This is a genomic window from Neobacillus drentensis NBRC 102427 (assembly GCF_001591445.1).
Lineage (GTDB): Bacteria > Bacillota > Bacilli > Bacillales > Cytobacillaceae > Neobacillus > Neobacillus drentensis.
On record NZ_BCUX01000044.1, the window covers coordinates 1 to 19,991 of the forward strand.

A 19,991-nucleotide genomic window follows, 5' to 3' on the forward strand; every position below is an offset into this window, starting at 1 on the left:
GCAAAATGACCCATTTTCATGTTTCTCGAGTCAATAGTCGGAATCCTTCCGTCTATTTAAGCAATTTTCAGTGCTCTTACCAAAATAAGAGGAATTTATATGCTTATTTATCAAACTCGCTTTAGCGTCTAATGAACTTGTACAATTTACGGGTGCTTTCGTGAAAACAAGAAAATTTTAAAAAAGGCTTAGAGATATTTGCATCTCTAAGCCTTTTTTACTGTGAAATGTGCTCTGAAATTTATGTGATTTGCTATGGATTAGGTTTGTGATTAACCGTTTTGCACCTCACAAGTAAACTCTGTTAGAAGCCTCCCCGTGGGTTCTGAATGTTATCTTCGTTCTATGAAAAAAACGCATGGTTGGTATTCCAATTATTCATTTTACTCGCATAAACTTAAGAGTTATACTAAGTGTGTAGAATTTGTGAACAAAAATATTAAATACTAGGAGTGAAATAAGGATACTTCATTTGAAAACAAAGGATTCCGTAATGACTGGCGCATCTATGGTTGTTACAGCAGTTAAAACAGACAGGAAATGAATTAATTATTATTACTTATCTCGAACTCGAGATATCTTTAGGGATATCTATCACAAGCAGAATGAAAGACAAAATTCGCCTTAGGTGCAAGAGAATTGTCCTTCATAGGCGGTATGAAGGACAAAAATCGCCTTAGGAACAAGAGAATTGTCCTTCATAAGCGGTATGAAGGACAAAAATCGCCTCAAGAGCAAGAGAATTGTCCTTCATAACGGTATGTATTCTGAACACACTTGGTGTCAGGCACCATTTTTACTTGTTGAATACTGAATCCAACCTCTAACACTTTAATATTTTCTAAGAAAGCTTGGGGTTGTATCAAACCATTCGTGACTAATCATATGATGGACATTCTTGAATATTCTTTCAATTTCCTGAGTTGAGTTTGCTAAAACCCGTACGGTAAATCCTTTAACAGATAACTGGGATAAGCCAACTTTATTGGTATCTGATTGGATCACATGATATAACCGATCCAGTAGCTCAGGGGTGGTTTGTTCCCCGATAACCAGCATGGAACCTAGATGAGAAAATCCCTCCATAAAGCCAATCGTTTCCATATTATAGTCTGCTGGACTTATCTTAATATGATCATAGGCCACCAGTTCATTGTCCATGTAGATTTCATTCATTAATTGAAGCCGGTCGTAGCTAAATCTTTGTCCATCTGGAGACCAGCCTGGTGTAATGATATCTGAATAAAGAAACGTAGCGCCTTTCTCCATATGAATGACATTTTTTTGTTTGTAGCGCGCTTGGCGATAGGCAATCAAAGGATCGGGAGTATACTCCAAAAAGCTGCCATTCTTCAAAAAGATTTCCGTTTCCTGATAGGCATGTGTATGAGGGGTTCTATACACTTTCGTAGCAGACTGTGTTGTTAATGTAAGTCTAGCCTGTTTCTCTAATGCAATTTGTATGCGGTATCGATCACCGTCTAAATAGCCACCCCCAGGATTTAAAATATAATAGCAGACTTGTCCCGAGTCGTTGTGATAAATAGGGCGCATTACTTTCAATGCGCCCTGGAAAAATACATTTTTTGCAACTGTCTTTCCTTTTCGATTTTCAACAGCTAAACGTAATTCGCCGGTCCAGCCTGTCATTCTAAGCCAATCCCTTTAAAAGAGTGTCCTGCTTGATCCAGTTGATGACTTCATCAAGCCCCGAATTATTTTTTAAATTTGTAAAGAAAAACGGTTTATCGCCACGAAAAGACTTTGTATCTGATTCCATTACTTCCAAGCTTGCGCCAACAAAGGGAGCTAAATCTGTTTTATTAATAATAAATAAATCAGACTTAATCATTCCCTGACCGCCTTTTCTTGGGATTTTCTCACCTTGGGCTACATCAATGATATAGATAGAAAAATCAACTAGCTCCGGGCTAAATGTGGCCGCAAGATTATCTCCACCGCTTTCAACAAAAATTAGTTCAACATCCGGATGTTTCTCTTTTAATTCATCGATAGCAGCAAAATTCATGGAAGCATCTTCGCGGATTGCTGTATGAGGGCATCCTCCTGTTTCCACACCGATGATGCGATCAGAAGGTAGAACTCCATTTTGCATAAGGAATTTAGCATCTTCCTTTGTATAAATATCATTTGTCACAACTGCCATGCTAATTTCTCCATCTAAATCTCGGGTAATCTTCTCAATTAACAATGTTTTTCCTGCTCCAACAGGACCGCCTACACCAATTTTTATCGGTTCCATTTCAACACGTCCTTTCTTAAGACATAAAAATACGAATATTGACACGTTCATGCATCATTTGCGCTAATTCTAAACCTGGAGACACAATTCCAAAATCCTCTTCATCCAAAACTTGAATTTTTTCGGTTGCTTTGGCTAAAGTAGCTTGGAACTCCTGAATCGTTTTTTGCCCGGCTGTTTGACCTAACGGAATGGCCCGTACCGCATTTTGAACTAGACTTGACACGGTAGAGTATAAATAATAGAGCGTCGTGTTCTCTTGGGAAACGCCAAGATGATGACCAATCATCGTAAACACGATAGCTGGGTGTCCAAAAGATTGCTTTTGATGGATTCGTTCTCTATATTGGGCAAGTAATGGATTCTGATATAGATTTTCCACAAGATTTAGCATCCGTTCACCCATTCGCTGTGAACCATCCCGTGTTTCTCGTGGTAAATTCTGAACCATTAACATTCGATCGATTTTCCAAACCTTTTCCATCTCGTTATTTTCTAATGATTCATAGACGAGACGAGTGGCCAGCCCATCTGAATAGACGAGCTGCTCATTTAAATAAACTTGGAGCCACTGGGCAAACGTGGCTTGATCGTGTACGATATTTCCTTGAATATAACTCTCTAAGCCATAGGAATGACTAAATGCACCTGTTGGAAAGTTAGAATCACAAAGTTGAAACAAAGACAGTGTGTTATCAATCATGACTATGACCGATATGCCGGAATGCTTGCTTTACTTTCCTATCTTCGCGTTTAAAAGGGATTTGCAACTCTTGCAGCAATTCTTCCACTAGGTAGTCATATTGTACTAGCATGTCATCCTCTTCAAATTGCGCTGGAAGATGGCGATTTCCCAATTGATGAGCAATCGCCCCCATTTCCTTCAAGGAACGCGGGCTAATAACGAGTACATCATCTGAAAGAACATCCACAATAATCATATTTTTTTCATCCATAAATAAAACATCACCAGCCACAAGATCACGTGGATTTTTTAGTCGAATCCCTATTTCTTTGCCGTGGTCTGTTGTCACTCGCTGAATTCGTTTCACTAAATCGGAACTTTCTAGATAGACCTTTTCCTTATGTCGTTTTAAAAGTTCTTCCATTTCCATTTCTTCTATATTCGTTACAATATTTTCAACAATCATTGTTTTCACCTCAAAATAAGAAATAACGTTGTCCCATTGGTACTTCAGAAACAGGATCACAGGTAATCAGTTCCCCATTTACTTTTACTTCATATGTTTGGGGATCTACAGTAATTTCAGGAGTTTCGGAATTTAGCTTCATATCCTTTTTTGTTAATTTTCGAATTCCGTGAACAGGGAGAATGATCTTTTCCAATCCCAATTTCTCATGTACTTTGCCATCAAAGGCTGCTTGAGAGATAAAGGTAATCGAGCTTTTAGACAAGGCTTTCCCTAATGATGCATACATCGGTCGATAAATAATAGGCTGTGGTGTTGGAATGGATGCATTGGCATCACCCATTAAGGCTTGAACAATAAAGCCATTTTTTAAAATGAGTTCAGGTTTCACACCGAAAAACGCTGGATTCCAGAGCACGAGATCAGCAATTTTCCCTACTTCTATTGAACCAACATGATCAGAAATACCATGCGTAATCGCCGGATTAATGGTGAATTTGGCAATATAACGCTTTACGCGGTTATTATCTGAATACTCGCTGTCTCCTTGCATGGTTCCTCTTTGCTTTTTCATTTTATCTGCAGTCTGCCATGTACGTAAGATAACTTCCCCAATCCGTCCCATTGCTTGTGCATCTGAGCTGACCATACTAAATACGCCCATATCTTGAAGGATATCTTCTGCTGCAATTGTTTCCTTTCTAATTCGGGAATCAGCAAAAGCGATATCCTCTGGTACAGCAGGGTTCAAATGGTGGCAAACCATCAGCATGTCTAGATGTTCATCAATCGTATTCACGGTATAAGGCAAGGTTGGATTCGTAGAAGAAGGGAGAACATTCATGTATCCAGCCGATTTGATTAAATCGGGAGCGTGGCCACCGCCTGCACCTTCCGTATGGTACATGTGTATAACCCGATCTTTAATGGCTGCCATTGTATTTTCTACAAATCCCCCTTCATTCAAGGTATCGGCATGAAGGGCTACTTGTACATCAAATTTGTCAGCCACTCGGAGTGAATAGTCAATAGCTGAAGAAGTAGCTCCCCAGTCTTCATGAACTTTTAGCCCAATGGCACCTGCACGTACTTGCTCCGCAAGCGGTTCTTCTGCTGCAGCTTGGCCTTTCCCAGTAAAGCCTACGTTAATCGGCAATCCTTCAGCCGCTTCGAGCATCCGATGAATATTCCATTCACCAGGAGAAACGGTTGTTGCTCTGGACCCTGCAGTTGGGCCGGTTCCTCCTCCAATCAGAGTGGTCACACCTGAAGTAAGAGCTGTATCAACTTGAGCAGGATTAATAAAGTGAACATGCGTATCAATACCACCGGCCGTCACAATCATTCCCTCACCGGCAATAATTTCAGTGGAGGCTCCAATCACAATATCGACACCATCCATGACTAATGGATTTCCTGCTTTTCCAATTGCAGCAATGACCCCATCACGAATACCAATATCAGCTTTATAAATTCCGGTATAATCCAAAATAACAACATTGGTAATTACCACATCCGGAATCCCATCTCCACGAGTGACCAGGGGATGCTGCCCCATCCCATCGCGAATGACTTTCCCGCCGCCAAAAACAACTTCCTCGCCGTAAGTTGTTAGGTCTTTTTCAATTTGAATTATTAAGTTCGTATCAGCTAAACGAATGGAATCACCAGCTGTGGGTCCGTACATTTCGGCATATTGTTTTCTCGTCATTTTAAAGCTCATTGATTAGACCCTCTTTCAATGGAACCATCTGTTTTATTGTTAAATCCATATACGCGGCGTTCTCCACCATAAGGAACCAATTCTACTTCTTTCTCATCGCCAGGTTCAAAGCGAACGGCAGCACCTGATGGAATGTTCAAGCGTTTCCCGAACCCTTCTTCTCTATTAAATTGGAGGGATTCATTTACTTCATAAAAGTGAAAATGAGACCCGATTTGGATGGGACGGTCTCCGGTGTTGGTTACAGAAATTGTTGATGTCGTTCTTCCAGCATTACAAATAATATCTTCTTCCTTTAAAAATAGCTGCCCTGGTTCCATTTCAATATGTTCCATAAAGTTAGGCCTCCTGTTCATTCTTATCGAATTGGATCATGTACAGTTACTAGTTTAGTTCCATCAGGAAATGTAGCTTCTACTTGAATATCGTCAATGATATCTGGAATGCCATTCATGACATCTTCGCGAGACAAGATGGTTGCGCCAAATTCCATCAATTCAGCAACCGTTTTTCCATCCCTTGCACCTTCCAGTACTTCATAAGTAATCAATGCAACAGCTTCAGGGTAATTTAATTTTAAGCCTCTTTCTTTTCGCCTTTTAGCTAGATCCGCGGCAACGACAATCATGAGCTTATCAATCTCACGAGGTAATAATTGCATGGTGGGCCTCCTCTTTTTCATATAATTACCAAATGTATATTTCTTAATTAAGAAAATACTAAGATGTAGTCATCTTTTAGAAAAGCAAACATAAATAGCCTTTCCAAATAGAGTGGATTTAATCTTTTATTTATTAATTTAGAAATTTTTTTAAGGAAGTGTGTCGATGCTAAAAGACAATAGTGTTTATTTGCCAGAGAAGGCTTACTTATCAAAGAGGAAATTTCCTTCAATTATTTTGGCATCGCTGAAAGGGATCTCTCAAGTCATCTTTATTGAGAATGTTGTTTCTGGTGTTCTTATTCTAATCGCTATTACTATTGCTTCTTATCAATTAGGAATTATTGCTTTTTTGTCTTCTATGATCGGTACATTAATCGGAAAAATAGGAGGGGCAAATGAAAAAAGTGTAGATTCCGGTTTATACGGGTATAATTCTGTGTTAACAGGCATTGCCCTTACATTATTTTTAACTGGACCTTCTCAGTGGATTATTGCTTTAGGAGGGGCAGTTATTGCGGCCATCTTTGCAGCAATGATGGTCCATTTTATGAAAAATGCTGCACTTCCTATTCTTACTTTCCCTTTTATCGTCCTGACCTGGTTTATGCTATTAGTTTCTTACCGATTAAAAGTATTCCAATTAAGTAACACCTTAGTACCTCAAAGTTTATCGCACTGGCAACTGGATATTGAGGGAGAGGTAAATTGGACGGAGGGAATTTTTAATGGAATAGGACAAGTATTTTTTCTGGATCATACCCTATCTGGCGTGTTGCTGTTTATTGCTGTATTTTGGGCAGGATGGAGACTCGGTCTTTATGCTGTAGTAGGAAATGCGGTTGCTTTGTTTACAGCTTACGGGCTTGGAGGAGAACACTCATTAATTATAATGGGGCTATATGGCTATAATGCCATATTGGCATGTATGGCAGTAGCAACTGTATTTAGCACGGAAGAGAATCGTTTTAAGAGTATTTCAGGGATTGTAGCTGCTTGTTTAACAGTCCCGCTTACTGCTAGTACCAGTACCTGGCTTTTACCATATGGACTTCCTGCCCTAACGATGCCCTTTGTCCTTAGTACTTGGCTTTTTTTAGGGGCGAGAAAAGTTTTGCCAACATTATAATTACATATGTTTTGCCCACGAAAAAAACACCTCCGATAAATGTACTTGTTACAATGTAACATTTCGGAGGTGTTTTATAGTTAACTAAAGACCGGCTCTTTTTCGCTTAGACCAAGCGTCACTGCTGTTGAAGTATGAACTTCGTGGAGAAGTTCTTGATTTTCCATTAGTGAGATGCCGTAAGAAGGAATCATTTCTTTGATTTTCGCTTCCCATTCTTTCAAATGTTGCGGGAAGGATCTTTTGATTACCTCAAGCATTACGTGAACAGCAGTAGAAGCACCTGGGGAAGCACCTAGTAAGGCAGCAATCGAACCATCAGCGGCGGTAATCACTTCTGTCCCAAATTGAAGCGTTCCTTTGCCGCCGGCTTCCGTATCCTTAATCACTTGGACACGCTGGCCCGCTACGACTAAATCCCAATCCTCAGCTTTGGCGGTCGGGATAAACTCACGTAATTCTTCCATGCGCTGTTCTTTTGTCAACATGACTTGTTGAATCAGGTATTTCGTCAATGACAACTCTTTTGCGCCTGCCGCCATCATCGTTAAGACATTATTCGGTTTGACGGAGGTGACTAAATCTAACATGGAACCCATTTTTAAGAACTTAGGTGTGAAGCCGGCAAATGGTCCAAATAGCAACGATTTTTTATTGTCGATAAATCTTGTGTCAAGATGCGGAACTGACATCGGTGGTGCGCCAACCTTAGCTTTGCCGTATACTTTGGCATGATGTTGCGAGACTACTTCTGGGTTGTTACATACCATAAATAGTCCGCTTACTGGGAATCCTCCGATATGTTTTCCTTCAGGAACCCCGGATTTTTGAAGTAAATGCAGGCTTCCTCCACCGCCCCCGATAAAGACGAATTTGGCGGTATGGCGTTCGATCTTGCCACTAAATTGATTCTGCACTTTCAATTCCCACAAGCCATCGCTCGTACGGGATATATCATTAACACTATGATTGTAGTTTATCTCGACATTTTTACTCTCTAAGTGGTCAAACAACATACGCGTTAAAGCACCAAAGTTAACATCCGTTCCAGAATCGACTTTTGTAGCAGCTATCGGTTCCTTTAAAGTACGACCTTCCATAATCAGCGGAATCCAATCTATCAATTTATCATGGTCATCGGAATATTCCATCCCTTGGAATAGGGGATTATTTGACAGCGCTTTAAAACGTTTTTTCAAAAATGATACATTTTGTTCCCCTTCTACTAAACTCATATGAGGCAACTGTTTGATAAAGTCCTGCGGATTACGTAGTAGATTGCTGTTTACTAGATATGACCAAAACTGCATAGAAACCTGAAACTGTTCATTAATATTGATAGCTTTGCTAATATCTATCGAACCGCCCGGTTTTTCGACGGTGTAGTTAAGCTCGCACAGTGCCGCATGCCCCGTTCCTGCATTATTCCATTCGTTGGAGCTTTCCTCTCCAGCGTTAGCGAGCTTTTCAAAAACTGTAATGTCCCATTCCGGTACTAATTCTTTCAAGAGTGTCCCTAAAGTAGCACTCATGATTCCGGCACCAATTAATATGACGTCCGTCTTAGTTTCACTATAGTTCATTTTTATCAACCTTTTCTCAGGAATTTGCAGAAAAGATGTAGGTATCACACCAACCAAAGGCCGACCTAGTCACACACCTTTTCTGTCTTATTTATAACCATATTCACTGTATTAAGATTATTTATATATTAAAATATCTCTATTATATGACAATTTCAAATTTTTTTAAAGTGGGAAGTCTGTCCACAAGAGTTACAATGTGGAGGGATAGACTTTGAATATTCTTTTTAGCCTATTTTAACCATAATTTTAATGGGTATTAGGGCAGCATACTTAATTTAAATTGCTAATTCTTCTGATTGCGAATTACGGATTTTACTCATTATGAGAATTCATAGGCGGAGAATTTCCTGCTAATGTATTTAGGGGAACCTTAAGAAGCGGATATAAGCGGAGATATTCCGATTAACTGCTCTAAATAAGACAAAATCCAAGGATTTGGATGACATAAGCGGAAAAACTCCCCTTATTTATAGGGAAATATGGGTATTTCCCAATTTAAACGGAATTTCTCCGTTTATTTTTCATACGTTATAGGATATATGATTTACGATGTGTTTAATAATTTTTTGTAAATTTTAACATTTTTGCGATTGAATACCTGGTATAAGATGGTATAATCTTACTAGTTTGACAATTTTGTATGTTTGGAGGTTTATTTATGACATGGTTTACCAGATGGGCATTGCGGAACAGGCCGGCGCTTGTTTTTTCCGTGATTGCCTCAATTATCTTCGGCATTTTCAGTTATACCCGGATCCCGATGGAGCTCATGCCTTCAGCAGACCAGCCGTTTATTACCATTTCGGTAGTAGGTAATGGCATGGACGCGGTCAGTATGGACGAACAGGTCACGCAGCCGATTGAAAAGGTGTTAACCGGGATCAAAGGGAAACGAAATGTAGTTGCTGAAACGGGCAATAACTTTTCTCAGATGACGGTGACATTTGAATCGGACACGAATCTGAAAGAAGCCAGGCAGCAGATTCAAGACAACATCGCAATGGTCAATCTGCCAAATGGAGTCATGAAACCGTACGTTGTGCTCCTCAATACATCGCAAATTCCGGTTGTATACTTAGGGCTCACATTCGATAAAGAAATCGGAAATAGCGAGCTGAACCTCGTCGACAACGAGATCCTTCCACTGTTCAAAGACGTTAAAGGGGTCGGAAACGTAATCACCTATGGTGGTAAAAATCAGCAGGTCTCGATTAAAGTCGATGCAGCTAAACTTGCCGCTGCCCAATATCCTCTTGAAAAACTATATACCGTCCTAAAGGGAAAAAATGCATCGGTTGCCATCGGTGAACAAACCCTAAATGACCAAGAAACCAGCATCATCGTGACAGGAAAATTAGAAAGTCTCGAAGACATTCAAAACCTTCAGTTAAACAAAGGTACTAAACTGAAAGATGTTGCGGATGTGTCGCTTGAGAAAGATACCACCAGTATTACGCATATGAACGGAAAAAGTTTTATTGAAATCGTCGTCCAGAAAGATTCAACCAGCAATGCTGTGACCCTTGGTAAGGAAGTGGCAGAGCTAGCAAAGGATATTAACCATGACTATAAAGGCACATTAACCGCAACGGTATTTATTAACTTAGCCGATACGGTTCTGAATTCGATAAATTCGATGACGAGAGAAGTACTGACAGGAGCCTTATTTGCCACTTTGATTATCTGGCTGTTCCTGAAAAGCTTCCGGATGACTTTAATTACGATTATCAGCATACCGCTTTCTCTATGTATTACGATGATTTTATTATCCTTCTTTGGTGTCACTCTCAATATTCTGACGCTAGGCGGGATCGCCGTATCCGTCGGACGACTCGTGGACGATAGTATCGTCGTCGTGGAAAATATCTTCCGAAGAAAACAAGGAAATCAACTGACACCGTCCTTTATCATCGATGCGGTAAAGGAAGTGGCGGCTGCGATTACGTCGTCTACGCTTACGACGGTCGCCGTGTTTCTTCCAATGACATTGGCATCTGGCAGTTTACGAGATTTAATCGCGCCGTTTGCGATTACCATTACCTGCTCTCTTCTGTCTTCACTCCTTGTGGCCTTAACCGTTGTGCCTGCACTGAGCGGCCGATTGATGAAAAAGGTCAAAACAAAAGAGCACAAACCAAGAAGCTTTTATCCTTCGGTTCTTCGTTGGTCTTTGAACCATAAATGGCTGCCGATTGTCCTGTCGGTGGTTGTGGTCATCGGAGCTGTCGGGTTATTCGCGATGATTCCAAAAGGATCGGTAGACCAAAAAGACAGTGCCTATCTTTCCGTTCTATTAAAGTATCCAAACGGGGCGAAATTTGCTGACATTCAAGATGGTCTTTCCAAGATGGAAACGATTCTTGCAAAGCAAAAAGGCGTGACAAATAACATTGTTCAAGTCGGCAACAATGCCGATGCAGCTCAGTTTGGGGAGCTTCAGGACGGAAATCAAGTTCAGTTCATGGTGTTTTTGAAGGAAGGCGCCGATTCCGCTAAGATCGCACAAGCATTAAGGAAAACAAAAGATCAATTCCCTACGGCTGAGTTAACCGCGAATACAGCTGGGCTCATGGGTGAAAACAAAACCACTGTATCGGTGGATGTGCTTGGTAAAAACGATGCCGATATTAAAAAAGCAGCCAATATCATTTTAAAAAAATTAAACACTATTAAAGGTGTTCAAAAAGTGGAAAGTAATGATGCAGACAAGAAACCAAAGGTAAACATTATCGTCGATTCGAAAGTCGCAAACGCCGAGGAAATTTCCGGCTCTCTTCAAGCGATGCTGAAGCCGGCTGTGATCGGCAGCATGAAGATCGACGGGCGGACCACGATGGTGAAACTCGGTGCGTTAAAGGAAATTAGTACCTCAAACGACTTGGAAAACTTAGAAATCTTTACACCAGACGGTCCTGTATTGTTGTCAAAAGTGGCAAAAATTGAACAGGTCAACCAGCCAGGAACCCTTTATTCCAAAGACGGTCAACACTATCTTCAAGTGAACGCAACGGTTGATCCGAAGAAAATGGTCAACGTGGCCGGAGAAATTAACAAACAATTACTAACATGGGAAAAAGACAAGACTTTCGGGGATGAAACAAGCGCTGAATTGACAGGAAGTTCGATGCAGTCTACTGATGATTTAATGGAACTTGCGAAGCTCGCCATGTTCTCAATCGGAATTGTCTTCATGATTCTATTAATCACTCTAAAATCATTCCGTGCCAGCTTCGCGATCTTGCTTTCCCTGCCGCTTGCCGCGATTGGTTCGCTATTAGGACTCGTCGTATCAAAATCGGGCATTGATATCTCTTCTGGAATTGGCATGCTGATGCTTGTCGGGATCGTCGTGACGAATGCCATCGTCTTGGTCGACCGAATCCGTCATAACGAAGAAAATATGACCATTCGGGAAGCGATTATGGAAGCAGGGACGGTCCGTCTTCGTCCAATATTGATGACGGCACTCGCTACCGTATTCGCCATGGTTCCGCTTCTTTTTGCGCATGAATCGGCCATGAGCATGAACCTGGTATCCAAAGGACTCGCCGTCGTAGTTATTTTTGGACTGATTGTGTCTACCTTATTGACACTGATTGTCATTCCAACGTTCTACGAACTGTTTCATTTTCGAAAAGCGAAAAAACAGAGACAAAATGAGGCTAAGAAAATGACAGATGAAAATCATAACGAGTTTTCTTTATAAAGGCAAAAAGGAAATTTAATAGTTAAATAACACAAAAAACAGCAAATCTAGGTTTGCTGTTTTTTTGTGATCAATACTTTATATGAATTTTTCACCTTATTGAACCCTTAGGTATTTGCCCTTTTCAAAGTCACGACAACTATTTCTGGACGATTAAAGATCCTTATAGGAATAATACTATTCCCCAGTCCTCTATTTACAATCATCGTTGTATTTTCTAAAACATGCTTTCCAGAAGTATATTTCGGGAATAACCCTTGATCTGGGGCAACTAAACCTCCCACAAAAGGGATCCTGAATTGTCCACCATGAGCATGGCCGGAAAATACCAAATCAACTTTAAAGTTTGAATACAAGGATAATAATTCTGGTCGATGGGATAATAATATTTTAACATTTTTGTTATCTTCAATTTCTTTAGATGTGTTTCTTAATTCCTCTTCAATTATCGATTGTTCTGTAAAGGATTCAATTGTTTTTGATGGGTCATCAATTCCTAAAAGATGAATTTTGCCATTGTCCTTGTTTAGTTCAACAGCAGTATTCCTCATAACATGGACGCCTGCATTTTTCAATTTACCTTCTAATACATTAAATTTTCCAGACCACCATTCGTGGTTTCCTGTTACATAATAAACTGGAGCAATTTGAACTAATTTCTCCATTAACAAAAGACTATTTCTTTCGTTATATTTCTTCGAATCGACCAAATCACCAGTAAATACAATTAGATTGGGTTTCACCTTGTCCACTTTCTTAATTAAACCATTTTGTTGGTCTCCAAACGATTTGCTGTGTAGGTCAGACAACTGAACAATTTTGTATCCATTAAAGTCCTCTGGAATCTTATTGGAACTAAAGTCATACTCAGTTGTTACAATTGAATTGTTTTGAAAATAGAAATAGAATCCTAGCAAAATTAGTCCTAATAAAGAATATAGCAATCTCTTATTAACCTTTTTCATCATTTTGCCACCTTAGACTTTTGGACCTGCTTACATTTATTGTGATGCTTAATTCATATTAACATATTCTTCCTAATGAAAATAGCAAGCAGAGATTGCTGTAGTAAAAATACAAATATTTTTAAAAACTTTCTATAGGTGAATATCGTCTATGATATAGGAAGGAGGGATGGTTGTGGAAGAAATGACTTTAGACGTGATAGATACAGAGGATAAAGAAGTAATTATAGATGAAATGATGAATCGGTATGGACAGGAAGTTCTCCGGCTAGTTTTTTCATATGTAAATAATCGCGCGATAGCAGAAGACCTGACTCAGGATATATTTGTTAAGTGTTATAAAGGACTCCATACATATAGTGGTAAATCGAAATTAAGAACATGGTTGTGGAGGATCGCCATCAATCATTGCAAGGATTTTCTAAAAAGCTGGTACACCAAGAACGTTGTCATAACAGAGGACGAACCGTTAAACAACACGACGAAAAAAGATATGGTGGAGCAAACGGTCATCCAAAGACAAGAGGATGATCAATTGATTTCTGCCATTATGATGCTTCCTATTAAATATCGAGAAGTCATTTATCTCTATTATTATGAGGAATTGCCCATTAAGGAAATTGCTGTACTAACTGAAGTGGGCGATAGCACAGTGAAAACTAGGCTCAGACGTGCTAAGGAACTTCTGAAGGAACGATTGGAGGAATTGTGATGGAGGAGCGTTTAAAGAATTTAAAAAAGTCTATGGATCAACGGGTGTTTACTCAATTGAATTTTACAGAGAAGCATCGAAGAAACATCCTTGGAAAAATTAATCAACAAGCAGAAAATGATGAGGACATTCTGCTAGCAGTAATGCAGCTACTTGTCCATGAAAAAACAGGCTTTGAATTAGTGAAACTGTTGCGGGGAAGAGGTATTCAAAAATTTGAGGATAACGAAGGCTTTCTATACTCTCTTTTACATCAATTAGAACAGTCTGGATCTATACAATCAAGCTGGACGGAAGATGAGGCGAAGTATTATCAATTAACAGACAAAGGCCGAAAAGTGTTGAGAAAGACAGAAAAAAAACAAAACAAAAAACAATTGGTATTGAAAGAATTATTTGAGAGGTGAGGCAATAGTGAACAAAAAACACGTCTTTTTAAATGAAGTCATCGCTCAAATCAAATCGAAGGAAGCCAAGAAATATGTTGCCTCTGAATTGAGCTTTCACTTAAAAGAAGCGAAAAAGGTATGGGTAGAAAAGGGGTTGACAGGAACTGAGGCGGAGGAAAAAGCGGTAGAACAAATGGGAAGCCCGATTAAATTGGGTCAGCAGCTGAATAAGCTCCATCGGCCAAGGGTCGATTGGGTCCTTGTGATCCTGTTAATGACAATTTTTGGTCTTGGATTTTTACCAATTTTTTCGATTGGTGATATGGGAGAATATTTATTGGTTTCTAAAGTCATCATTACTCTAATCAGCTGTGCGGCTGCTTTAGGGATGATGCTAATGGATTATAGGAAGTTTAAAAAACAAGGCTGGTTATTTTATTCAATTGGAGCTTTGATTCTATTGGTGTTAAGACTATTTTCAAACATCACGATTAATGGACTTCCACTTCTTAGGATTGGTCCGTTAACCATTGAAAGCATCATGTCGCTGCCATTCTTCTTCTTGGCCTGGGCATCATTTTTTAATAATAAGAGGTTGAGGGTCTGGCAGTTTATTGTATTGTTCTTCCTGCCATTTATTTTACTTTTTACAGTACCAAGTATTTCAACTACCTACATATACACCATCATGGTATTTTCGATGCTTTGGTGGAGTCAGTTTAGTCGGAAAATGGTTCTATCAATCTGGGGAGTATTCGTTAGTTGTTTCTTGTTCGTGACCATTATTTCATGGAAGTTTTTAGGTTTTTATCAAAAAGATCGATTGTTGGCCTACTTAAACCCTGAAAAATATTCGGATGGACCAGGATTTATGATCATACGTATGAAAGAACTTTTATCAACTGCAGGCTGGTTTGGTCACCCCATGAACAAAGAATTTATTCCTGTGGCTCATACCAATTGACCGGTATGAAGGACAAATCATTTGATTTCGCAGCGATTTTTGTCTTTCATACCGCATATGAAGGACAAATCCTTTGATTCTGCAGCGACTATTGTCTTTCATACCGCTTATGAAGGACAAAACTTTTGATTCTGCAGCTTTTTTGTCTTTCATACCGCTTATGAAGGACAAATCCTCTCAATCTGCAGCGAATTTTGTCCTTCATCCTCCATGTATTTGTGAAAATAAAAAACTAACGCAGCCAATAAGCATTCAAAAAATATGCCCCAAGATTTTCCTGTGTATATATGGTAAGATTAGTTCTAATACCTTCAAAAAGATAAAGGAGCATTGTCCTCCCTTATTGTACTGAAATACAGATAACGCCAGTGTAACCTTTGCGTATTTGATTTCATGTACCGAAGGTTTATTTCTTTATTAAGGAGGAGTTAACAATGAAAAATTCAATGAAGTTTTGCAGTAGGTATAATCCAAGCTTGGGGGTTATCTACTATGAACCATAGTTTCCATCAAAGTAAAGAATACTTCGTTCAGCAGTTAGAATATATTGATGAAAACATCAAGGAATTAACGGATCTTTATATCTCTTCAACCCCTATACAAGAACGATTAAAACACTTTTTTAATATATACGTGTTAGAAGTTGAGGACTTATTAAAAGTAAATAAAAATAACAATTTTATTTCCCTTTTTCCAAAAGTGTTTATAGGGACAAAGGTTACGGTATTGTACGATGGGGAAAGCGAAACAGAGGATCTTGTCATTTGTTTCCCGGAACAAATTGATCCGGATCGTGGTTTTATTTCCTTTTTATCTCCTGTAGGCAGGCAGCTTCTTTTTAAGAATATCGGTGAAAGGATATCGCTGAAAATTCCAACCGGAGAACTTCTGGTAACGATTAAAGAAATCTCGTTTGTTGGGCACCTTTTAGAGCTAGACAAAAGTGGCTTGAATGGCTGTTTTGAAGACATTTCCGCTAAAGAGATATAGTTAGATAGACCGCCAATAAAATGAATTTGCAAGACATCCTAACTAATAACATGATTCTCAATCTCAACAGTGATGACGGGGGATGAATCGTTAAGTTTTCCAAACAACAAAAGCGCCACACAGCTCTCTAAGGGAGTACTGTGTGGCGTTTTTCAAAATAAATTTATTCTTTCATAACCCCTCCTATCTCGGTTAGAATGTAAAGTAATAAAAATCACGGTTTGAGCCTAGTTGAATTCCTATAGAAGTAGTTACCCATACAACAAAATAGCCACACAACTCTCTAGGGAGAACTGTGTGGCAAAAATGATAGGTAAGGACCCTACGCCATATGTCCGGATTTTTTTACCTTTGTCTGCAAGTACTTTTCATTATACTCGGAGACATCGCCCCATAGAGGAGTCCGCCCGGAGACGTGGGCACCAGCTGCTTTTAAGGCTTTTAGTTTTTTGGGATTGTTTGTAATGAGGGTGACGGGTTTGGTTCTTAATGCTTTAAGAACTTCGATGGCCTCATCGTAATTCCTTGAATCATCCGGGAAACCAAGTCCCTCATTGGCATCAACCGTATCGTAGCCATTTTCTTGAAGAATATAAGCCATCGCTTTACTAAATAAGCCGATTCCTCTGCCTTCATGATTGGCTAAATAAAATAATGCTCCGGTTCCATGCTCGGCAATCATTTTCATCGATTGTTTGAGCTGAAAGCCGCAATCACAGCGTTTGCTTCCGAAAATATCCCCCGTATGACAAATCGAATGCATTCGGATTAAGGCATCCGCACCGTATTCGAAATCCCCATAGACAAGCACACTTGACTGTTGAAATTCCGCTAAATTCGCAGAAGATAATTGATCAATGACTTGCTGGAAATCTTCTGTGACATTTTCACTCTTTAGCCAGCTGTACCATTTAAATTCAACCGTTTCTCCGTATAAATTGATCGGAAGTTTGATCGGGCCGACTAAGTAAATCGCTTCTTCGCCTTTTTTTATCAATTTGATTTTATCCTCTAAAACAGAAAGAACATCTGCTTGAACTTGTATTGGTTCCACTTTGAATTCCCCCCAATTTATATTTTTACGGCAGCCATTGTTTCTGTTGGATCACACCGTTGGGCTTTTTATAAGTCAATCTTCTAGGTGATGTATTGACGAACCACAAATAGTTAAAGTAAACTATTTATAGTTACTAAATATTAATTAGTTAGTTACTTTATGTAAGTAATTATATTTTTAAAACTTATTTGTGTCAATTAAAATAGATTTACAAAGTGATTATAGTGTTAAATGCACTGCCCGAGGAGGGGAAAGAACAATGGATGAGTCTGTCATGTGTCCTCGATTTCAAAAAGCGATGGGGATGATGAGCCAGCGTTGGACAGGATTAGTCATTTATCAGCTGCTATCAGGGCCGAAACGCTTCTGCGCCTTAGAATCTTCGATTGGGCTCAGTGGAAGGGTCCTTTCAGAGCGATTAAAGGATTTAGAGAACCATGGGATTGTTAAACGTGTGGTGTTTCCGGAAACGCCCGTCCGAATTGAGTATTCCCTTACAGAAAAGGGACTTGCCTTAGAGCCCATCGTGAAAGAAATTGAAAAATGGTCGCAAACCTGGGTTCCAGTTGAATCCGATTCATTATAAATGATTTTAGGCAGCTTTTGCTCGGTACGTCACCTGAGCAAAGGCTGGCTATTTTTTTTACATACATTTAATATTTTGAACTATATAAATTTTTGAATTAAAATAAGAAGTAGAATGTTTGCGCTTTCTTATTAGGAATGCATTTACTTATTAGCTTATAGAACAAATATCAAATTATTGATCAATCATGAAAACAGGATGTGTTAGCATGTGTGTCAAAGTTTCGGAGGAGAGTTATAGCCATGAGGTAGTTGTAGGTGACCGTAAGATTGTTACATCTGCATCCGTTTTCGGGATTCTCAGGCAGCAACTGGCAAAGAATATTGGCATTAAGAGGATCAAGGGATTTTTATTTCATTATGGCTGGGAAATGGGTGTCAAAATTGCCAGTGAAGCGGTGCAAACCGAATCCTCACTAGAAAATCTCATTAAACATGGGCCGATTCTCCACATTCAAAATGGGCATATAAGAGGCATTAAACATGAATGCTCTTATGAATTAGATGAACAACGCCGGATCCATTCTTTCTTTTCATTTGGTACATGGATTGATTCTTATGAGGCGGAGGAGCATATAAAGCATCTCGGAGTATCCAATGGTCCGGTTTGTCACACATTGAGCGGGTTTGCAAGCGGTTTTATGACAACGATCTTTGGAGAACCGCTTCTGTCAAGAGAAATTACTTGTGTGGGGAAGGGCGATTCGGAGTGCCGTTGGGTGATGAAGCCCAAAAAGGTTTGGGAAAAGGAACTTCAAGATGAGCATGAACTCGATTATTATAATGAAACACCGATTGTAAAAGAACTTGAATTAACCTATGATCAATTATTGGATCAAAAAAATGTTGTTACTCGCTTGGCCGATTTTCAAAGCAAATTGACAGAAGAGATTATTAATGGCAGAGATTTACAAACCCTAACTGATATGGTATATAAAATGATTCAAATCCCCATTATCGTTGAAGATACGTTACATCGGACGATTACCTATTCAGGGATATCATGTGAACAATTTTTGGATTATCGAGACGATATGGAAGTTTATCTTCAAGAAAATCGATTAAGCACGAAGTCACTTTTACCTTTTAGAAAAAAGGTAATCAAAACTTCGATTCAAGAACGTCTCATCACTCCAATCCTTTTACAAAAGGAAGTAATCGGTTATTGTTCCTTACTTTATGATGAAATGGAAAATCATCATCACGAAGAGGATTATTTGTTTTTAGACCGATTTGCCAATGCAGCCTCACTTATTCTCTTAAATGAGAAAACAAAAGTAGAAACGTTTGAGAGAATGAAGGGGAATTTTCTTGAACAAATAATAGAGGGCAGGCTGTCTACAAATGAGATTATCAATCGTGGGAAATATACGGGTGTAGATCTTGAACAGAAATATTATCTATCGTTAGTGGAATATAAAAAAAACCAACATTCGATTGAAGATGACTTTCTTCTGCAGGAACAGATATTTGAAACGACCTTTCAGTATTTCAATGAGAAAAAGCATAATATCTTGGTTGGACACCGAGATGGCAATATGGTGTTATTGATTACCAATGAAACGATTCAAAAGAAAGCAATTTATGAAGTGATTAAAGAATACCTCGATTATCTGCTGAAAAAATTCCCACAAAGTCATTTTAAATGCGGTATCAGCCACTTAGAGGATGATATAAGCCAAGCATCCAGATGTTACGAGGAAGCAACCATTGCTTTACGATTAGCAGTTAAGAAGCATATCGTCCCGTTCCAATCCTTAGGAATCGTCGGGGTACTGATTAACTCGAAAAATATCAGCGGGATTAAACTGATTGCTGAACAAGAATTAGGACCTCTATATAACATGACCGATCCAAAAATCCTCGAGCTTCTAAAAACCTTGTATAGTTTTTTATTGAACGGGGGGAAGCTTGAGCAAACGATGAGTGATTTGGCTTTATCGATGAGTGGGCTCCGGCATAGGATCAGTCGGATCGAAAGCTTATTAGAAAAAGACCTTCGCGATTCAGAAGAAATGCATCAATTACTACTGATTATCAAATCGTTGATTGCGGTAGGGGAACTCACATTAGATTAGAGCCATCCGGATGGAGCCGGGTGGTTTTTCTT

18 protein-coding genes are annotated in these 19,991 nt (G+C 39.2%); 8 read left to right on the forward strand and 10 right to left on the reverse strand.

All coding sequences use genetic code 11. The features are described from left to right. Positions 1-831: 831 nt before the first annotated feature. Genes BDR01S_RS18325 through BDR01S_RS18355 form a run of 7 tightly spaced genes read right to left on the reverse strand, consistent with a single transcriptional unit; the run spans position 832 to position 5,798 of the window. Positions 832-1,650 (reverse strand): urease accessory protein UreD, encoded by an 819-nt coding sequence (locus tag BDR01S_RS18325; RefSeq protein WP_066250635.1) that lies wholly within the window; start codon positions 1,648-1,650, stop codon positions 832-834. A gap of 1 nt (position 1,651) precedes the next feature. Next, the gene (ureG, locus tag BDR01S_RS18330; protein WP_066250638.1) at positions 1,652-2,263 is read right to left on the reverse strand and encodes an urease accessory protein UreG; all 612 of its coding nucleotides are present in this window, start codon (positions 2,261-2,263) and stop codon (positions 1,652-1,654) included. Positions 2,264-2,279: 16 nt separating this feature from the next. Further along, the gene (locus BDR01S_RS18335) at positions 2,280-2,966 is read right to left on the reverse strand and encodes an urease accessory protein UreF (protein WP_066250640.1); all 687 of its coding nucleotides are present in this window, start codon (positions 2,964-2,966) and stop codon (positions 2,280-2,282) included. After that, positions 2,959-3,414, reverse strand: coding sequence for an urease accessory protein UreE (gene ureE, locus BDR01S_RS18340; RefSeq protein ID WP_066250642.1), 456 nt, complete (start codon positions 3,412-3,414; stop codon positions 2,959-2,961). The genes BDR01S_RS18335 and ureE overlap by 8 nt, the downstream gene beginning before the upstream one ends. A 10-nt stretch (positions 3,415-3,424) precedes the next feature. After that, positions 3,425-5,137 (reverse strand): urease subunit alpha, encoded by a 1,713-nt coding sequence (gene ureC, locus BDR01S_RS18345; protein WP_066250645.1) that lies wholly within the window; start codon positions 5,135-5,137, stop codon positions 3,425-3,427. Next, positions 5,134-5,457, reverse strand: a complete 324-nt coding sequence (gene ureB, locus BDR01S_RS18350) for an urease subunit beta (RefSeq protein WP_066259655.1) — start codon at positions 5,455-5,457, stop codon at positions 5,134-5,136. The genes ureC and ureB overlap by 4 nt, the downstream gene beginning before the upstream one ends. A gap of 38 nt (positions 5,458-5,495) precedes the next feature. Continuing rightward, positions 5,496-5,798 (reverse strand): urease subunit gamma, encoded by a 303-nt coding sequence (locus tag BDR01S_RS18355; protein ID WP_066250648.1) that lies wholly within the window; start codon positions 5,796-5,798, stop codon positions 5,496-5,498. A gap of 166 nt (positions 5,799-5,964) precedes the next feature. On the opposite strand from BDR01S_RS18355, the gene BDR01S_RS18360 reads away from it, so the two are divergent. After that, positions 5,965-6,927, forward strand: coding sequence for an urea transporter (locus BDR01S_RS18360; protein ID WP_066363295.1), 963 nt, complete (start codon positions 5,965-5,967; stop codon positions 6,925-6,927). Between the two features lie 80 nt (positions 6,928-7,007). Here the strand turns inward: BDR01S_RS18360 and BDR01S_RS18365 are convergent, their stop codons facing one another. Further along, complete coding sequence (locus tag BDR01S_RS18365) at positions 7,008-8,510, reverse strand: malate:quinone oxidoreductase (protein WP_066250652.1); 1,503 nt, start codon at positions 8,508-8,510, stop codon at positions 7,008-7,010. Between the two features lie 661 nt (positions 8,511-9,171). Between BDR01S_RS18365 and BDR01S_RS18370 the strand changes: the two genes are divergently transcribed. Next, on the forward strand, positions 9,172-12,219 hold the full coding sequence (locus BDR01S_RS18370) for an efflux RND transporter permease subunit (protein WP_066250654.1): 3,048 nt from the start codon (positions 9,172-9,174) through the stop codon (positions 12,217-12,219). Positions 12,220-12,326: 107 nt separating this feature from the next. Here BDR01S_RS18370 and BDR01S_RS18375 read toward each other — a convergent pair whose 3' ends face one another. Next, positions 12,327-13,187, reverse strand: coding sequence for a metallophosphoesterase (locus BDR01S_RS18375; RefSeq protein WP_066250657.1), 861 nt, complete (start codon positions 13,185-13,187; stop codon positions 12,327-12,329). Positions 13,188-13,359: 172 nt separating this feature from the next. Here BDR01S_RS18375 and BDR01S_RS18380 point away from each other — a divergent pair, with 172 nt between their 5' ends. The 4 genes from BDR01S_RS18380 to BDR01S_RS18395 all read left to right on the forward strand — a co-directional run bounded on the left by BDR01S_RS18380 (position 13,360) and on the right by BDR01S_RS18395 (position 16,239). Then, positions 13,360-13,896, forward strand: coding sequence for a sigma-70 family RNA polymerase sigma factor (locus tag BDR01S_RS18380; protein WP_066250661.1), 537 nt, complete (start codon positions 13,360-13,362; stop codon positions 13,894-13,896). After that, the gene (locus tag BDR01S_RS18385; RefSeq protein ID WP_066250664.1) at positions 13,896-14,303 is read left to right on the forward strand and encodes a PadR family transcriptional regulator; all 408 of its coding nucleotides are present in this window, start codon (positions 13,896-13,898) and stop codon (positions 14,301-14,303) included. Before BDR01S_RS18380 ends, BDR01S_RS18385 begins: the two co-directional genes overlap by 1 nt. 7 nt (positions 14,304-14,310) lie before the next feature. Next, positions 14,311-15,249, forward strand: a complete 939-nt coding sequence (locus BDR01S_RS18390; protein WP_066250667.1) for an FtsW/RodA/SpoVE family cell cycle protein — start codon at positions 14,311-14,313, stop codon at positions 15,247-15,249. Positions 15,250-15,741: 492 nt separating this feature from the next. After that, complete coding sequence (locus tag BDR01S_RS18395; protein ID WP_066250669.1) at positions 15,742-16,239, forward strand: GreA/GreB family elongation factor; 498 nt, start codon at positions 15,742-15,744, stop codon at positions 16,237-16,239. A 322-nt stretch (positions 16,240-16,561) separates the two neighbouring features. Here the strand turns inward: BDR01S_RS18395 and BDR01S_RS18400 are convergent, their stop codons facing one another. After that, entirely contained in the window at positions 16,562-17,293 is a 732-nt protein-coding gene (locus BDR01S_RS18400; RefSeq protein WP_066250672.1) for a GTP cyclohydrolase II, read from the reverse strand. Positions 17,294-17,555: 262 nt separating this feature from the next. Here BDR01S_RS18400 and BDR01S_RS18405 point away from each other — a divergent pair, with 262 nt between their 5' ends. Both BDR01S_RS18405 and BDR01S_RS18410 read left to right on the forward strand, forming a co-directional pair. Next, the gene (locus BDR01S_RS18405) at positions 17,556-17,882 is read left to right on the forward strand and encodes a winged helix-turn-helix transcriptional regulator (RefSeq protein WP_066250674.1); all 327 of its coding nucleotides are present in this window, start codon (positions 17,556-17,558) and stop codon (positions 17,880-17,882) included. A gap of 208 nt (positions 17,883-18,090) precedes the next feature. Then, on the forward strand, positions 18,091-19,959 hold the full coding sequence (locus tag BDR01S_RS18410; protein WP_066250676.1) for a V4R domain-containing protein: 1,869 nt from the start codon (positions 18,091-18,093) through the stop codon (positions 19,957-19,959). The last annotated feature ends 32 nt before the right edge of the window (positions 19,960-19,991 follow it).

Excerpts from the sequence above, each read along its gene's own strand:
- BDR01S_RS18385 (WP_066250664.1), top strand. The coding sequence starts at position 13,896 with ATGGAGGAGCGTTTAAAGAATTTAAAAAAGTCTATGGATCAACGGGTG.
- BDR01S_RS18410 (WP_066250676.1), top strand. The coding sequence starts at position 18,091 with ATGTGTGTCAAAGTTTCGGAGGAGAGTTATAGCCATGAGGTAGTTGTA.
- BDR01S_RS18325 (WP_066250635.1), bottom strand. The coding sequence starts at position 1,650 with ATGACAGGCTGGACCGGCGAATTACGTTTAGCTGTTGAAAATCGAAAA.
- BDR01S_RS18355 (WP_066250648.1), bottom strand. The coding sequence starts at position 5,798 with ATGCAATTATTACCTCGTGAGATTGATAAGCTCATGATTGTCGTTGCC.
- BDR01S_RS18360 (WP_066363295.1), top strand. The coding sequence starts at position 5,965 with ATGCTAAAAGACAATAGTGTTTATTTGCCAGAGAAGGCTTACTTATCA.
- BDR01S_RS18395 (WP_066250669.1), top strand. The coding sequence starts at position 15,742 with ATGAACCATAGTTTCCATCAAAGTAAAGAATACTTCGTTCAGCAGTTA.
- BDR01S_RS18370 (WP_066250654.1), top strand. The coding sequence starts at position 9,172 with ATGACATGGTTTACCAGATGGGCATTGCGGAACAGGCCGGCGCTTGTT.
- ureG (WP_066250638.1), bottom strand. The coding sequence starts at position 2,263 with ATGGAACCGATAAAAATTGGTGTAGGCGGTCCTGTTGGAGCAGGAAAA.
- ureB (WP_066259655.1), bottom strand. The coding sequence starts at position 5,457 with ATGGAACCAGGGCAGCTATTTTTAAAGGAAGAAGATATTATTTGTAAT.
- BDR01S_RS18405 (WP_066250674.1), top strand. The coding sequence starts at position 17,556 with ATGGATGAGTCTGTCATGTGTCCTCGATTTCAAAAAGCGATGGGGATG.
- BDR01S_RS18375 (WP_066250657.1), bottom strand. The coding sequence starts at position 13,187 with ATGATGAAAAAGGTTAATAAGAGATTGCTATATTCTTTATTAGGACTA.
- ureC (WP_066250645.1), bottom strand. The coding sequence starts at position 5,137 with ATGAGCTTTAAAATGACGAGAAAACAATATGCCGAAATGTACGGACCC.
- ureE (WP_066250642.1), bottom strand. The coding sequence starts at position 3,414 with ATGATTGTTGAAAATATTGTAACGAATATAGAAGAAATGGAAATGGAA.
- BDR01S_RS18335 (WP_066250640.1), bottom strand. The coding sequence starts at position 2,966 with ATGATTGATAACACACTGTCTTTGTTTCAACTTTGTGATTCTAACTTT.
- BDR01S_RS18365 (WP_066250652.1), bottom strand. The coding sequence starts at position 8,510 with ATGAACTATAGTGAAACTAAGACGGACGTCATATTAATTGGTGCCGGA.